Genomic DNA, 15,237 nt, shown 5'->3' with positions numbered 1-15,237 from the left:
ACTCCTTGAGGGTCGCGATGTGCCTAATCACGACCATAATAATAGTAGTACCCGTACTTGCCCTTGGCCCCACCCCATTCGCGGCTGCGATTGAGCACCAGTCCGATGTTTTGCCGGCGATTGAGTTGCTTAAGCGCATCCTTCACTTCGCTGGCGAGGGTCTTCTCGGCATGGACCACAAACACGACCTGCCCCACCAGGGAGGCCAACACGCCCGCCCCGCTGGTGACCAGGACGGGGGGCGAATCGAAGATGACCACCCGATCGCTGTAGCGCTTGGACACGTCATCGATGAATTTCTTCATGCCGCCACTGGCAAGGAGTTCCGTCATCTTCGCGTGGTGGGAGCCGGAGGGCAGAATGGAGAGCTTGGGGATATTGGTCTTGAGCATCACCTCGGACAGGTCAAGATTCTCGTCCTCCAGACAATCCGTCAGTCCCCGCGTCGCCTCGACGCCAAAGGACTTGGTGATATCCGACTTCGCCACGTCCGAGTCCACCAGCAGCACCGTCCGGTCCATCTCCATGGCGATACTGATGGCCAGATTGATGGACGTATAGGTCTTACCCTCTCCGGGCAGGGCGCTGGTCACCATGATCAGATTGGTGTACTCAGAGGCGCCCTCCTCGAGCTTACTCAATAACGGGCGCTTGATGCGTCGCATCTGTTCCGAGAGCGTGGACTGGGGGTTGTCTGGCGTGAGCATGCCCAGTTCCGTCAGGCGCTCCAGATCGATGGTGACCTCCCTCGACGATCGGGGAGGCGTGGTCTCGCCTCCCGCAGCCGCCTCTGGTTCAGCAGGTGCGGCCGGCGCGACGTGCACCTGCTCCAGGGCCCGAAGCTCCAGCGCCGATGGAGTAAAAGCGGGCCGCGTGGAGGAGGAGTCTTTCTCCAGGTCCGGCCGGGGGTCCAGCACCTTGATATCCCCGACGGTGGTCTCCCCCTCGGCCGGCGGGGAGACGTCCCGCTGTTTTTCCAGCTTGTCCAGGGCTCTCTCGATGATGCTCATGATATCTATGCCACCAGTTGCTGGACTTTGTCGAGGGGATTGATATGCAGCGTATAGAGGGTCACCAGACCAAAATAGACCCCGACCAGGCCGATGACCCCGCCCAGGTAGGCGGCATAACCCAATCTGCGTTGGACGTTTTCCTTGGGCGTGAGGATCCGTGATACGGCCCCCAGCACCGGCAGGTCGGATACCGTGGCCAGGTCGATACGGGTATAAAACGCCGGCCGAATCATGGCCACTACGATGGCCAGGGCGAGACCCGCCCCCAAGCCCACCAGGAGCACCGCCGAGCTCAACGTGATGCGGTCGGGACTATTCGGATGGATGGGGGCGCGTGGCGGCTCGATAATATTGAACTGGATCTGGTCCGTGCTCTGGCTGACCTCCTCCGAGATGCTCAGTTGTTCCCGTCGTTTGGCGAGTTCCTGATAATTTCTCTGAATGATGTTGTAGTCGCGGTCCAGAGCCTTATATTCACGCTCCACGTTCAGGGCTTCATCGATGCGCCTTTCCAGATCAGACAGCTTCTGCTTGTAGTTCTCGACCCGGGTGGAGAGACCCGCCACCTCCGCCTCCGCTTGACCAAGGGTCAGTTGGACCTGACGCGCATACTCCGACAAGGGCTTCCCTTCCGCATCCTCAGCATTCAACTGCTCCATCATCTCGGCGATCGCCTCCTTATTCTGCTTGCGAAGCTGGGCCAGCAATTCTTTGGAAGCAACCACATCAGGGTGTCTGTCCGTATACTTCAAAAGCAAATTGTCCAGTTGCTCCTCGAGTTGTCGAATACGCCGACTGAAAGGACCCTCGATACCCAACGACTCCGGGTCGGCGAACTGCCTCCCCTCTTCCACCTGCCGCCTGATCTCATTACGCCGGTTGATTGCCTCGTTCAGTGATAGCTGCGCGTCCTCGAGTTGCCTAACTACACTCTGACGCTGGGAGTAATAGTTCCCACCTTCACCGGGCATCATGCCGAGATTTCTGCGCTTGAATTCCTTGAGGCGTTCTTCGGCCACGTTCAAACGGGCCTCGTGGTCCTTGATCTGCTGTTCGATGAATTGACGGGTACTCGAGCTGTCTTTGCGGCTCTCGCCCAGGGACTTCTCGACAAAAATATTCAGAACGGCCTCCACGACGCGTAACGCCCGCTGGGGATCGGCATGGGTATAACTGATGGAAAAGATATTGCCGCGACTGCCGCCGGATACCCGGACCGCACGCCGCAAATGGTTGATAAGCCGCTCGAAATCTTCAGGCGTCTTGGCGGTAAGGTCCATATCCGTGGTTCTGATGACCGCTTCGAGATTGTCACGGGACAACAGGGTTCGCCGTACCATGTTGATTGCCTGCTCGCGGGCATTCGTGTTCACGGCCAGCCCTCTCAGGAGCGGTGTCAATGAAGATCTGGTGTCCAGCAGAACCTTGGTATTAACCACATATCTGTCTGGTAATGTCATAATCATCGTCCAGCCGACGACGCAGATAGCGAAGGCGGCCCCCAGCGCTATCCAGCGATAGTGCCAGGCCATACGGACGAACCGAATACCTTGGGCGAGTAGCTCATCCATTCATCTAGACCGGTCGAAGTCGGACATTGTCAGAACCAAGCCTCCGGGATGATGAGGATATCCCCCGGCCGCATATCCACATTCGCGGTGATATCCCCGTCCCGTATCAGGTCCTCCAGACGGACGATGGTGTTGACCTGCTTGCCATCGACCCGCCGCGTCAGCACGGTCTTGTTGCCGGCCGCGAAATCCGTCAGGCCACCGACGGCGATCATGACGTCGAGCAGGGTCATGTCGATACTGTAGGGAAGCGCCCGGGGCTGGGTGGCCTCGCCGACGACCCGAATCTGCTCGTCGGTGCGCCCGTTGAAGCCGCCGACGATGACCGTGACCAGGGGATCCTTGATGTAGGTTCCGAGGACCTTCTCCAACTCCCGGGCCAGCTGGGTGGGGGTCTTGCCGCTGGCGCCGACATCCTCCACCAGGGGCGTCGAGATGAGGCCATCGGGCCGCACGGTGACCGTGCTGGAGACCTCCGGATTGCGCCACACGAAGATATTCACCGAATCCCCGGGGCCGATGATGTACTCATAGGGCGGGCCATCGGCGTAGAAGGACGGGTCCGGCTTCGGCGTGGTACACCCGGCGAGAGTGAACATGAGAAGGGTCAGAGACCCTAAAAATGCGACCCATCCCGTGGGACGTTGGGGGTGTAAGTGGACCATCTCGACTCCTCCGCTCCTGTAGCCAATCAATATATCGGCCTAATCACCCAAACTGAATCGATAATTTAGCATTTTGTGACGTTGCCGAACTCCGCGCGCATCCCGGATCCCGCAGTCACCCTGGCGCCAACCCTGCTACGCTATTGTAACTTCTTTAGATTTCACTAGAAAGTACCTGTTATTTTTACACTTTTTTAAGGCACCCCGATGCCCCAGGCGCTTGAGGCCGAACCGGGCGGGCCTTGTGGCCTGTTACTTGATGCGATACTTCTTGACCAGGTCATACAACGTCGGACGACTGACCCCGAGGATCTCGGCCGCCTGGGAAACATTGCCCTCGTAGAAGGCCATGGCGCGCTCCACCGCCTCCCGCTCCGCCCGCTCCCGCACGTGCCTCAGATTGAGGGGCAGGTCTTCCTCATTCAGATGGTCGAGCTCGAGATCCGCGCTGGTGATGAGGGCACCCTCCGCCATGATCACGGCCCGGTTCACGCGATTCTCCAACTCGCGCGCGTTGCCCGGCCAGAAATAGCTCTCGATGGCGCCGAGAGCCTCGTCTGAGAACCCCTTGGGGGCCTTGGGGTGTACGGACGAGGCGCGTTCCAGGAAGGCGCGGGCGAGCACGATTGAGTCGCCGGTTCGCTCACGAAGCGGTGGGATGCGGAGGCTGATCTCACTGATACGGTAGAAGAGATCCTCGCGGAACCCCCCCTTCTTCATCAGTTCCTCGAGGTTCTGGTGGGTGGCACAGATGACCCTGACATCCACCTTGATTTCCTCCCGGCCGCCCACCCGTTCGATGACCCGCTCCTGGAGAAACCGCAGCAGTTTGGCCTGCAGAGACTGGGGCAGATCCCCCACCTCGTCCAGGAACAGCGTGCCCTCGTGGGCATATTCGATCTTGCCGCGGGTCTGTTTGGCGGCTCCCGTGAAGGCGCCCTTCTCGTGACCGAACAGCTCGCTTTCCAGCAGTGCTTCCGGGATTGCCGCACAGTTGATGGCGATGAAGGCCTCATCCGCGCGGGGACTGAGGCCGTGGAGCGCCTTGGCCAGCAGCTCTTTGCCCGTGCCGCTCTCACCCAGCAACAGCACGGTGGCATTGGTGGGCGCGACTTTCTCTACCATGCGACAGACGCGGCTCATCTCCGAACTGGTGGCCACGACACCCTCCAGGGGTGACTGGGCGCCGGCCTGGTGGAGCTGCCGGTTCTCCTGTTCGAGTTCGTAGAGCCGGTAGGCCCGCTCGATGATGAGGCCGAGCAGGTCGGGATCCACGGGTTTCTGGTAGAAGTCATAGGCGCCCATGCCCACGGCCTTGACGGCGTTCTCGCGCTCCTCGTTGCCGGTGACCACGATGACCTTGGTATCCGGGGCCAGACTGAGGATCTGTGACAGGGCTTCCAGCCCTTCCGAGGCATTGGCCGGATCGGGGGGCAGGCCCAGGTCCAGGGTCACCACCGCGGGCTCGAAGCGGCGCAGCTGGTTGATGGCCTCCTCGCGATCCGCCGCCAACGACACCTCGTAATTCTCGAAGGACCATTTGAGCTGACTCTGCAGCCCGGGGTCGTCCTCGACGATGAGGAGGCGTCTCTGTCCTGGTTTTTGCTTGTTCAAACTCGATAATCCTAGTGCTGGCTCGGGGGCGCGATGTCCAGCCGGATCCGAAACACCGTACCCTGCCCCGGTACGCTCTCCACATGGAGTTCACCTCCCTGAGAGCGGATATATTCCCGCGCCTCGTAGGCCCCGATACCCATACCTGCATTGCCCTTGGTGGTATAGAAGGGCCGGAACAATTTGTTCCGGATGAACTCGGCGTCCATGCCTTTACCACGATCCCTGACCTCTATAACGGCACGTCCGTCCACACACTTCAGTCCCAGCAGGACCTCGTCGTCGGCCCCCGACGCTTCCTGGGCATTCTGGACCAGGTGGCCGAGCACGGTGGAGAGCCGCTCGCGCTCGGCCACCACCTGCAACCCCTCCACGCTCTCCTCCAGGCGCGGTCGGGCCTTGCCCTCCACGATTCGCTGGGTCGTGACGGCCTCCAGCACCGAGCCCAGATCAACACGCTCCCTGGGCCCCACCTCCCGCCGATCCTTGCGCAACTGGTCCAACAGACGATTCATCTTGGTCACGGCGTTGTCCACCGTCTGCACGGCGTCTTTCACGAACTCCGGATTGTGCATGTGCTTCCTGGCATTGGTCACCACCAATGAAAGCTGGGCACTGAGATTCTTGAGATCATGGACCACATAGGCAGACAGCCGATTGAAGGTCTCGAACTGGCGGGCATCGGCCAGGGCCTCGCTCACGGCCAACAGGGCGAGGTAGCTGCCGGCCTGACGGCCCACGGTCTTCAGCAGGTCCATGTCCTCCCAGTTAAGGGTCAGGTAACCGCGGGAACGCGCGAGCACCAGGAATCCCAGCATGCCCTGGGGATGAAACAGCGGGATCACCAGCCAGGCTCGGCGCTCCTCCAGGAGCCACCCGGGCAGTTCCAGGCCGGGATAGGCCGCCGGCGAGCCGCGGTACTCATCGATATCGATGATCAACTCGTTATCCGCCAGGAAGCGGGCCATGGAACCATCCGCCGGCTCCTCATCGACACCGTCCGGACTGAGGTTGCTCGCGGCCGTCAATGCGTACGCGTCGTCACCCTTGAGCCAGAGTTGGCCGCCGGTGCTCTCCACGATATCCGCCACCCCCCTGATGACCGCATGATGCAACTCCGAGGCCTGGCGTGCCTCCGATAGGATACCAATGAGCTTATGCCACTCTTCACGGTAATCGTACTTGTAACCGAAAAAGTGCTTGTTGAGAAAGAACTTGATATTGGCCCGAACCTGCCCCGAAAAGATGAGAACGAGCAGCAGCAGGCCGGCGCCGAAGAAGAAGGCCGTCTGCAGGGCGACGCCCCATGTGCCACCGAAATTGCGGATGTAATAACCGGCCCCCGCCATCATCAACAGGTAGACTCCGGCCCCCATGAGGGTCGCCGTGTGGAATACCACCCGTTTGGATACGAAGACCCGGGTCTCCGAATCCTGGGTACGCGCCAGGGAGATACCGATGAGTGGAACCACCATTGCCCCGACGATGCCGCGGGCGGACCACAAGGCCGGATCGATACGCTTGAACAGCAGGGCATCGGCGTAGATGTAGAAGTCGTAGACGAACAGGCCACCGATGCCAAGGCACATGAACTTGATGGCCCAGCGCTGTTCGGTGTTGGCGTTTCTGAACAGTTGCTCCACCAGCACCAAGCCCGCCACCGGCAGCAACACGAATCCCAGCAGGTTGAGTTCCGTCGCGGCCGTCAATCCGAGCTTGCCGGAGATCTCCAGGGGGCTGGCGATGGAGGCCCCCAGCATGAGGGCCGCAAAGATGTAGAGAAGAACCCCGAGGACCGGCAGGCGTCTGTCATTATCCGGCCCCACATCGAAGCGATAACCCAGCAACCAGAACAGGTAGGTGAACAGGGCGGCATTTCTGGTCACTTCCAGGCCCTGGATGAGGCTGGCCGGCACGTAGCGACCGGAGGCAGCGTAGGCGTGGCCATAGAACAGGGCCGCGGCCAGCAGCGCCACGGCAAACAACAACGCGGCGTCGCTGGTACGCAGCCTCCTGATGACCAGGAGCAACGCCAGGATGGTGAACATGATGGCGCCGCTGAGATAGGAAACGAACTCGAATATTTGCAAGCCGATCGCCTCAGTCCCGCATATCGCCCGCGCCGGGTGTTGCCGGTCCGGGTCGATTCGGCACGTCTCCTCCCGCGCCGACGGTCATCGCGCCCCCTGGCCCCATAGCACCACCTGGATGGTCTGCATGATGATGGCCAGATCGAGAAATATGCTGTAGTTCTTGATGTAGTAGAGGTCGTACTGGAGCTTCTGCTTGGCGTCCTCCACCGAAGCGCCGTAGGAATAGGACACCTGGGCCCACCCGGTTATCCCCGGGTTGACGCGGTGGCGCATGCCGAAGTACGGGATCTGGACCGACAGCTCCTCCACGAATTGGGGCCGCTCGGGCCGCGGACCCACGAAGCTCATGTCACCGCGCAAGACGTTGAAGAGTTGAGGCAATTCATCGATGCGGGTCTTACGCATGAACGCCCCCACGCGGGTGACCCGCGGGTCGTTGGCGCCCGCCCAGATGGCCTGGCCTGCCTTTTCTGCATCTACCCCCATGCTCCGGAACTTGATGACCTCGAACACCCGGCCGTTACGCCCTACCCGCTCCTGGCGGTAGAGCACCGGTTCGCCGATACGGGACTCGATGAGAATCGCCACCGCGGCCAGGAGCATGATAGGCGCTGCCAGCATCAGCATGACCAGGCTGAACAGGATATCGAATGCGCGTTTGCTGTAGCTCTTCAGCACCGCGTGGCTGAAGCCATCCAGGAAGATGATGTCGATGGGCCGCAACAGGTCCACGTTGATCTTGCCGATCTGGCGTTCATAGAACTTGACGCGGTCGATCACCTCGATGCCGCTCATCTTGCACTCCACCACCTCTTCCACGGGGAAGCCCGGGTGACGGTCATCGGTGGCGACGACGATCTCGTCCACCAAGAGTTCCCTGGCGAGTTCGGGCAGAGGCTTGTTCGTGCGAATGACCTTGGACTCATCCAGCACCATCGGCTCCGCCGGCAGCGCCACATAGCCCAGAAGTTTCAATCCCCGATGGTCCGACCTGCGCCGCAGCATGGCGAGCTCCCGGGCGTCCTCACCGGCGCCGAGAATGAGGGTGCGTTTCCTCAAGGCATCGTGGTCCGAGACCTTGAAGAACAGATAGCGCCCCACGCCTATCCCGAACATGGCCACCGCGAAGCTGACAAGGAACGGGCTCAGTCCGATGTACATGGCCGGAAGAAAATAGAAGGCCACGATCATGCCCAGGAAACCCAGTCCGAAGCTCACCAGCAGGCGCACCACGATACCCCATAGGCCCTCCCTCAGACCGCTCTGGTAGAGCCCCGAGGACGCCATCGCACCCAACATGATCACGGTGAACAGGGTGGCCCGGGGGGCAATGGGGTCCACCAGTACCTTGGTGGCCGCCGACGGGTCCCCGAAGCTGATGGACATGCCGGCATATATGGAGAAGAACAGGATCATGCCCTCCGCGATCAGCAGGGCAATGATGTCCTTGGCCACATAATGTCGAAAGATTCTAAATGCCATGTCGGCTTTCTAACCCCTGCTCACCGCGCTAACCCGAAGGGCCTCCCTCAAGCATGAGTATCCTCTACCCCAGGACTATAATTCCTTGAATCACGGCACAATCCCCGAGCACAACCGCACGCCTTCTCAAAGGCTGCCGTCGATGCAAACTTTTTTTTGGGGCAGACTGTCAGTTGATCTTGAAGGAGGTCTGGCCGTTGCGATCGAGCAGCCGCAGGGTGGGTTCATCCTCCGCCGTCATCTCGAATACGGCCCGGGTCTCGCCGTTCTTGTCCGACAGGTCGATGAACGGGGTATCGTCGAAACGCAGGCCGAGGGACATGCGTGGTTTGCCGTTCGAATCGATGAGCTGGAGGATGGGCACCTTGGAGTAGAGACGCAGGAAGAAGCGCGTGTTCCCCTCCTGGTCCACCAGTTTCACCTCCTGGGACTCGAGGAGAATCTTCTTCACGGTGACCGGCGTGTCCACGAAATTCCGTACCGTCCAGTATCCGAGCAACACCACCACCAGCAGCACCCCCGCCAGCTTCATGACGCGATAGCGTTTCTCGAGATGCTCGATGCGCTTCATCAGCGCATCGCTGTTCACTGTCTGTTCGCTCATTCCCGCCCTCGCCATTGAGCCCGATGACACGGCAACCACTCATCGGGTCGTCGTACTTCGGAGCGTCTCCATGAGACGTCGGTCGCCTGACCAATCATTATTTTAATCGCTCTATTATATCAGGCCTTGGAACCCGCGACGGCAGAGGATCATCCCTTTTGGAACAACCCGAGGCACGGGCTCCGCCATTGGCCTCGGAACCCGCACTAAGTTAACTCTCATGGCGATACGCGCCGCCCGAAATGATGAAAGCGAAGCACGTATCGCCATGTTCGTTCCCTCACCCCATCCCTGTACTCCGGGCCGCGCCGAGGCGCGTTCAAATCCGTTCCCGACGCATTTGTCCCAGAGGGAGAGGGGGAGTTCGTGCTTCGCGACTTTCACGTTAATGATGTCTTGCGACCGGGCCGCGCCCCTATTGTTCGGCGCGAGAATGGGATTCTTTAAGTATTGGCCAACGTCAGCCCTCCCACCGGGCTTCCGAAGCGATACCGGGTCAGATCCGGCATGACGGTGACGTTCTGGATGCCGGGGCAGGCCCGGGATGACGGTGGGATTCTGGATGCCGGGGCAGGCCCGGGATGAGGATCTGGAAAATTCGTGGCTGACGCGGCTTGTCGAACCATGTCGCTTATTTCAGAGGTGCTATTCCTCTCACCATCGGAATATAACCCCCGAAGGGCCACTTGGGGGTGGTCCTTTGGGGTTATATGGCGCGGGTTTATATGGCGCGCCCGGAAGGATTCGAACCTCCGACCACCTGGTTCGTAGCCAGGTACTCTATCCAACTGAGCTACGGGCGCGTGATGCTTGACTGACCACCGGACAAGACTTCCTTGCCCCTGCACTGATTGGCGGAGAGAGAGGGATTACTCCGGGCATCCCTGCCCTCCGCCCTGCGGGCCGTCGCTGCGCGACGTTCAAATGCGTTCCCGACGCATTTGGTCTCCGGGCATCCCTGCCCTCCGCCCTGCGGGCCGTCGCTCCGCGACGTTCAAATGCGTTCCCGACGCATTTGTCGAACCCTCCTTTCGGGTTCTCATCCCTCTCCTTGCACTGAAATGCCTACAGACAAGGCTTCCTTGCCTGCGCACTGTTTGGCGGAGAGAGAGGGATTCGAACCCTCGATGGAGCTATTAACCCCATACTCCCTTAGCAGGGGAGCGCCTTCAGCCGCTCGGCCATCTCTCCTTCCTCGAAGGGGCGCTAGAATATCCGATTACAGGGCCCCTGGCAAAAGGGTTTTGAGCCCGCGGCTCTCAGCCCTGGGCCGCCCCCCCGGCCTGAATTTTCTCCTGCTGTATGCGCTCGTAGATCTCTTCGCGGTGCACAGATACATCCTTCGGGGCATTCACCCCTATGCGGACCTGGTTACCCTTCACTCCGAGCACCGTGACGGTCACTTCGTCACCGATCATCAACGTTTCACCCACCCGCCTGGTCAAAATAAGCATCGTCTACTCTCCGAATGTCCTTCTGGCTTGTCTGTCGCCAGTCTTATTGGATCGAGGTTCCTCAGAACTACCGCCGCCCCGAGACTACGGGGCGGAATGTGCTGCGGTTCAGACTCTCACCGCGAACCATGAAAAAAATCAAATCCGATAGGGTCGACGGATATTCCTTGCCCATCAACGTGTTACTCACACCATCAGAGTATAAAAGATACGTAATGAAAGCTTAACCTAGTATAATTCCTATTCTAGGCAGGAAATCTACCCCTCTGCAGGGGGTTTATCCAGTTCAAAGATATCATGCAGCGCACGCACCCCCAACTCCAGGTATTTTTCCTCCACCACCACGGAGATCTTGATCTCGGAGGTGGAGATCATCTGGATGTTGATACCCTCGTCAGCCAGGGCGCCGAACATGAGGCTGGCGATGCCGGAATGGGAGCGCATGCCCACGCCCACGAGGGAGATCTTGACGATGTTGTCGTCGCCTATAACCTCACGGGCACTCAGTTCGGCCGCCACCTTGCGCACCGCTTCGAGGGCTCGCTGGAGGTCGTTGCGATGGACCGTGAAGGTGAAATCGGTGGTGTGGTCCTGGGCAACGTTCTGGATGATCATGTCCACTTCGATGTTACGGTCCGCCACCGCCCCGAGGATCCGTCGGGCGATGCCGGGATTATCGGGCACCCCCAGGATGGTTATCTTCGCTTCATCACGGTTGAACGCGATGCCTGAAATGACCGCCTGCTCCATGATTTCGTCCTCGGATGTGATGAGCGTGCCGGGTCCCTCCTCGAAAGAGGACAGCACCCGCAATCGCGTCTTGTACTTGCTGGCGAATTCCACGGCGCGGATCTGCAGCACCTTGGCCCCCAGGCTGGCCATCTCCAGCATCTCCTCGTAAGTGAGCCGGTCCAGGCGGCGGGCCGTCTGCACCATGCGGGGATCCGTGGTGTAGACCCCGTCCACATCCGTATAGATCTGGCATTCGTCGGCATCCAGGGCGGCCGCCAGGGCCACGGCCGTGGTGTCGGAGCCGCCGCGACCCAGGGTGGTGATGTTGCCTTGGGGGTCGACGCCCTGGAACCCGGCCACGACCGCCACGTAGCCCTGCTTGAGGTCGTGACACAGGGTCTGATGGTCGATGCTGAGAATGCGCGCCTTGTTGTGGGCACTGTCGGTCTGGATGCGCACCTGGGCCCCGGTGTAGGAACGGGCCGGGCACCCCTGAGTCTCCAGGGTCATGGCCAGCAGGGCGATGGTGGTCTGCTCACCGGTGGACAGCAGCACGTCCAGTTCCCGTGGCGGGGGCACGTCGCCGATGGCCTTGGCCAGGGCGAGCAGGCGATCCGTTTCGCCACTCATGGCCGACACCACCACGACCACGTGGTTGCCGGCGTCCCGTGCGGCCTTCACGCGCCCCGCGACGTGGGCGATGCGCTCAAGGTCGCCCACGGAGGTGCCGCCGTACTTCTGAACGATCAGGGCCATCTATGACTTGCTTCCAAAACAGGGGTTCCGATGCGCACGGCCGCCAAGGCGGCCGGTGCGGACACAAAGCGCGCAATTAGACGTCATTCCACGGATAAAAAAAAGGGCCACCGGATATTGATTAGGGCACGAATTCAAAAAACAAATTGTAGATCGGGCTGTAGGTCGGGCTGTAGGTCGGGCTTCAGCCCGACACCGCCCCCCCTGGCGGGTGGTACCGACCCGACGCGAGGTATGCGCGGCGGGTTTGAATGTCGGGATGAATCCCGACCTACATCCGTGCCAAAGGAACAGGCGGTGGGAGGTGTTTGTAGGTCGGGCTTCAGCCCGACACCGCCCCCCCTGGCGGGTGGTACCGACCCGGCGCGAGGTATGCGCGGCGGGTTGAATGTCGGGATGAATCCCGACCTACATCCGTGCCAAAGGAACAGGCGGTGGGAGGTGTTTGTAGGTCGGGCTTCAGCCCGACACCGCCCCCCCCTGGCGGGTGGTACCGACCCGGCGCGAGGTATGCGCGGCGGGTTGAATGTCGGGATGAATCCCGACCTACATCCGTGCCAAAGAAGGCCATCCGGGACGCGTTCAGGATAGCGCCCGGTCCTCCACCTGTTCCCGTACCCAGTCGGCCACGGACCCCAGGGCCCCGGGCAGGGCGGCGGCGTCGCTGCCCCCGGCCTGGGCCATATCGGGACGCCCGCCGCCCTTGCCCCCCACCTGCTGGGCGACGAAGTTCACCAGGGCTCCGGCCTTGACGCGATCCGTGGCGTCCCGGGATACCCCGGCCACCAGGCGCACCTTGCCGTCTTCCACGGCCGCCAGCACCACGGCGGCGGTGCCCAGCTTGTTCTTGAGCTGGTCCACGGTGTCCCGCAGGGTCTTGCTGTCGGCTCCCTCCAGCTCGGCCGCCAGCACCTTGATGCCCCCCACGTCCAAGGCCTGGTTGGACAGTTCCCCGCCCTGGCTGCTGGCCAGCCTGGCAGTGAGCTGCTCCACCGTCTTCTCCAGCTCGCGCTGGCGCTCCAGCAACTGCCTGAGCTTGGGCTCCACGGTGTCCTGGTCGGCGCGCAACAGGCCGGCCAGGTCCCTGATGCGGTGGTCCGTATCCATGGCCCAGGCCACCGCGGTGTGGCCGCTGATGGCCTCGATGCGGCGCACGCCCGCCGCCACCCCCGTCTCCGCCACGATCTTGAACAGACCGATGTCGCCGGAACGGGAGACATGGGTGCCGCCGCACAGCTCGGTGGAGAAATCGCCGATGGACAGCACCCGCACCCGGTCGCCGTATTTTTCTCCGAACAGCGCCAGGGCCCCCGCGGCCATGGCGTCGTCCATGGACATGACCCGGGTCTGGACCTCGGCGTTGGCCAGCACTTCGGCATTGACGCGGCGTTCGATCTCCGCCACCTGCTCGGCGCTCAAGGGCTCGAAGTGCGAGAAATCGAAGCGCAGTCGCCCGGGCTGCACCAGGGAGCCCTTCTGCTGCACGTGGTCCCCCAGGACATCCCGCAACGCGGCGTGCAGCAGGTGGGTGGCGGAGTGGTTGCGCGCCACGCCGTAGCGGGCATCGGCATCCACCTCGGCGTTGAGGCGGTCGCCCTTGCCGATGCGTCCTTCGACCACCCGCCCCAGGTGGACGAAGGCCGCCCCCTGCTTCTGGGTGTCGCGCACCTCGAACACGCCGCCGGCACCGCGCAACCGGCCGCGGTCGCCCACCTGCCCGCCGGATTCGGCGTAGAAGGGGGTGGTCTCCAGCACGATGCCGCCCTCGGTGCCGGCGCTCAGTTCGTCGACGGTGGCGCCGTCGAACAGCAACTCGGTGGCCACGCTCTCGCCCTCGAGGCTGTCGTAGCCGATGAAATCGGTGCAGGTGATGAGTTCCGGGCCCTCGCCGGCGGCCATGGTGAAACGGCTGGAGGCCCGCGCCCGCTGGCGCTGGGCGGCCATGTCCGCCTCGAAGCCCGCCATGTCCAGGGTCAGGCCGCGCTCGCGGGCCACGTCGGCGGTGAGGTCCACGGGGAAGCCGTAGGTATCGTAGAGTTGGAACACCACATCGCCGGGGATCACCTCGCCCTCCAGGTTCGCCACCGCCTGCTCGAGGATGGCCATGCCCTGGTCGAGGGTCTCGGCGAAACGGGTCTCCTCCTGTTTCAATACCCGCTCGATGATCTCCCGGCGCTCATGGAGTTCCGGGTAGGCATCCCCCATCTCCCGGGCCAGGGGTGCCACCAGGCGGTGGAAGAAGGGGTCCCTGAGGCCGAGGCGGTGGCCGTGGCGAATGGCGCGCCGCACGATACGCCGCAGCACGTAACCCCGGCCCTCGTTGGCGGGCACCACGCCGTCGGCGATGAGGAATGCACCGGAGCGGATGTGGTCGGCGATGACGCGCAGGGACTTGTCCTCCGGGTCGGCGGCGGGGGCCAGCTCTCGCACCGCGGTGATGAGATGGACGAAGGTGTCGATCTCATAGTTGCTGTGCACCCCCTGGAGCAGGGCGGCGAGGCGCTCCAGGCCCATGCCGGTGTCCACGGAGGGGGCCGGCAGGGGATTGAGATGGCCATTGGCGTCACGGTCGTACTGCATGAAGACCAGGTTCCAGATCTCGATATAACGATCGCCGTCCTCGTCGAGGCTGCCCGGCGGGCCGCCGGGGATGTCGGGGCCGTGGTCGTAGAAGATCTCGGAGCAGGGCCCGCAGGGGCCGGTGTCACCCATGGACCAGAAATTATCGCTCTCGTAGGGGCGCCCGCCCGGTTTGTCGCCGATGCGCCCGAAGCGCTCCGGGGCCACGCCGATCTCCTCGAGCCAGATATCCGCGGCCTCGTCGTCGTCCTGGTACACTGTCACCCACAGGCGCTCGGCCGGGATCCCCAGTTCCTCGGTGAGGAAACCCCAGGCGTAGCGGATGGCTTCGTCCTTGAAGTAATCGCCGAAGCTGAAGTTGCCGAGCATCTCGAAGAAGGTGTGGTGGCGCGCGGTGTAGCCGACGTTCTCGAGGTCGTTGTGCTTGCCCCCGGCGCGCACGCAACGCTGGCTGCTGGCGGCCCGGCTATAGGGGCGCTTGTCCTGGCCGAGGAATACGTCCTTGAACTGCACCATGCCGGCGTTGGTGAACAGCAGGGTGGGATCGTTGGCCGGCACCAGGGGGCTGCTGGGCACCACCTCGTGGCCCCGGGCCTTGAAGTAGTCGAGAAAGGTACGGCGGATGTCGTTGGCGGTCTTCATGGGATTCGTCACTGTCTGGTGCGGCATTGGG

Annotated in this window: 10 protein-coding genes, 2 tRNA genes and 1 other RNA gene; all 13 read right to left on the bottom strand. The window is 62.1% G+C overall.

From position 1 onward, the window contains the following. Positions 1 to 23: 23 nt before the first annotated feature. The 13 genes from U5S82_12655 to alaS all read right to left on the bottom strand — a co-directional run bounded on the left by U5S82_12655 (position 24) and on the right by alaS (position 15,206). The gene (locus U5S82_12655) at positions 24 to 1,010 is read right to left on the bottom strand and encodes an XrtA-associated tyrosine autokinase (protein ID MDZ7752491.1); all 987 of its coding nucleotides are present in this window, start codon (positions 1,008 to 1,010) and stop codon (positions 24 to 26) included. Between the two features lie 5 nt (positions 1,011 to 1,015). Beyond that, positions 1,016 to 2,584 carry an XrtA system polysaccharide chain length determinant gene (locus U5S82_12650; protein MDZ7752490.1) on the bottom strand — a complete coding sequence of 523 codons (1,569 nt, stop codon included), beginning with the start codon at positions 2,582 to 2,584 and terminating at the stop codon, positions 1,016 to 1,018. Positions 2,585 to 2,613: 29 nt separating this feature from the next. After that, a complete protein-coding gene (locus tag U5S82_12645) occupies positions 2,614 to 3,183 on the bottom strand; it encodes an XrtA/PEP-CTERM system exopolysaccharide export protein (protein MDZ7752489.1) in 570 nt (189 codons plus the stop codon). A gap of 318 nt (positions 3,184 to 3,501) precedes the next feature. Then, positions 3,502 to 4,863, bottom strand: coding sequence for a PEP-CTERM-box response regulator transcription factor (gene prsR, locus U5S82_12640; protein MDZ7752488.1), 1,362 nt, complete (start codon positions 4,861 to 4,863; stop codon positions 3,502 to 3,504). Between the two features lie 11 nt (positions 4,864 to 4,874). Beyond that, on the bottom strand, positions 4,875 to 6,953 hold the full coding sequence (gene prsK, locus U5S82_12635) for an XrtA/PEP-CTERM system histidine kinase PrsK (GenBank protein ID MDZ7752487.1): 2,079 nt from the start codon (positions 6,951 to 6,953) through the stop codon (positions 4,875 to 4,877). A gap of 84 nt (positions 6,954 to 7,037) precedes the next feature. Next, positions 7,038 to 8,438 (bottom strand): TIGR03013 family XrtA/PEP-CTERM system glycosyltransferase, encoded by a 1,401-nt coding sequence (locus U5S82_12630; GenBank protein ID MDZ7752486.1) that lies wholly within the window; start codon positions 8,436 to 8,438, stop codon positions 7,038 to 7,040. Between the two features lie 169 nt (positions 8,439 to 8,607). Continuing rightward, complete coding sequence (locus U5S82_12625) at positions 8,608 to 9,042, bottom strand: hypothetical protein (protein MDZ7752485.1); 435 nt, start codon at positions 9,040 to 9,042, stop codon at positions 8,608 to 8,610. Positions 9,043 to 9,768: 726 nt separating this feature from the next. Continuing rightward, a tRNA-Arg gene (locus U5S82_12620) sits at positions 9,769 to 9,845 on the bottom strand. Positions 9,846 to 9,894: 49 nt separating this feature from the next. Further along, positions 9,895 to 10,106: non-coding RNA, RtT sRNA (locus U5S82_12615), on the bottom strand. A 34-nt stretch (positions 10,107 to 10,140) separates the two neighbouring features. After that, positions 10,141 to 10,233: transfer RNA gene (locus tag U5S82_12610), tRNA-Ser, on the bottom strand. Between the two features lie 68 nt (positions 10,234 to 10,301). Further along, positions 10,302 to 10,496: a carbon storage regulator CsrA gene (csrA, locus tag U5S82_12605; protein MDZ7752484.1), complete on the bottom strand. Its 195-nt coding sequence runs from the start codon at positions 10,494 to 10,496 to the stop codon at positions 10,302 to 10,304. 258 nt (positions 10,497 to 10,754) lie between these two features. Continuing rightward, complete coding sequence (locus U5S82_12600; GenBank protein MDZ7752483.1) at positions 10,755 to 11,984, bottom strand: aspartate kinase; 1,230 nt, start codon at positions 11,982 to 11,984, stop codon at positions 10,755 to 10,757. A gap of 582 nt (positions 11,985 to 12,566) precedes the next feature. Continuing rightward, positions 12,567 to 15,206, bottom strand: coding sequence for an alanine--tRNA ligase (gene alaS / locus U5S82_12595; protein ID MDZ7752482.1), 2,640 nt, complete (start codon positions 15,204 to 15,206; stop codon positions 12,567 to 12,569). Positions 15,207 to 15,237: the final 31 nt, after the last annotated feature.

This window comes from Gammaproteobacteria bacterium (genome assembly GCA_034522055.1).
In the GTDB taxonomy this organism is placed as follows: domain Bacteria; phylum Pseudomonadota; class Gammaproteobacteria; order JAABTG01; family JAABTG01; genus JAABTG01.
This window is presented reverse-complemented; position numbering and strand designations above follow the sequence as displayed.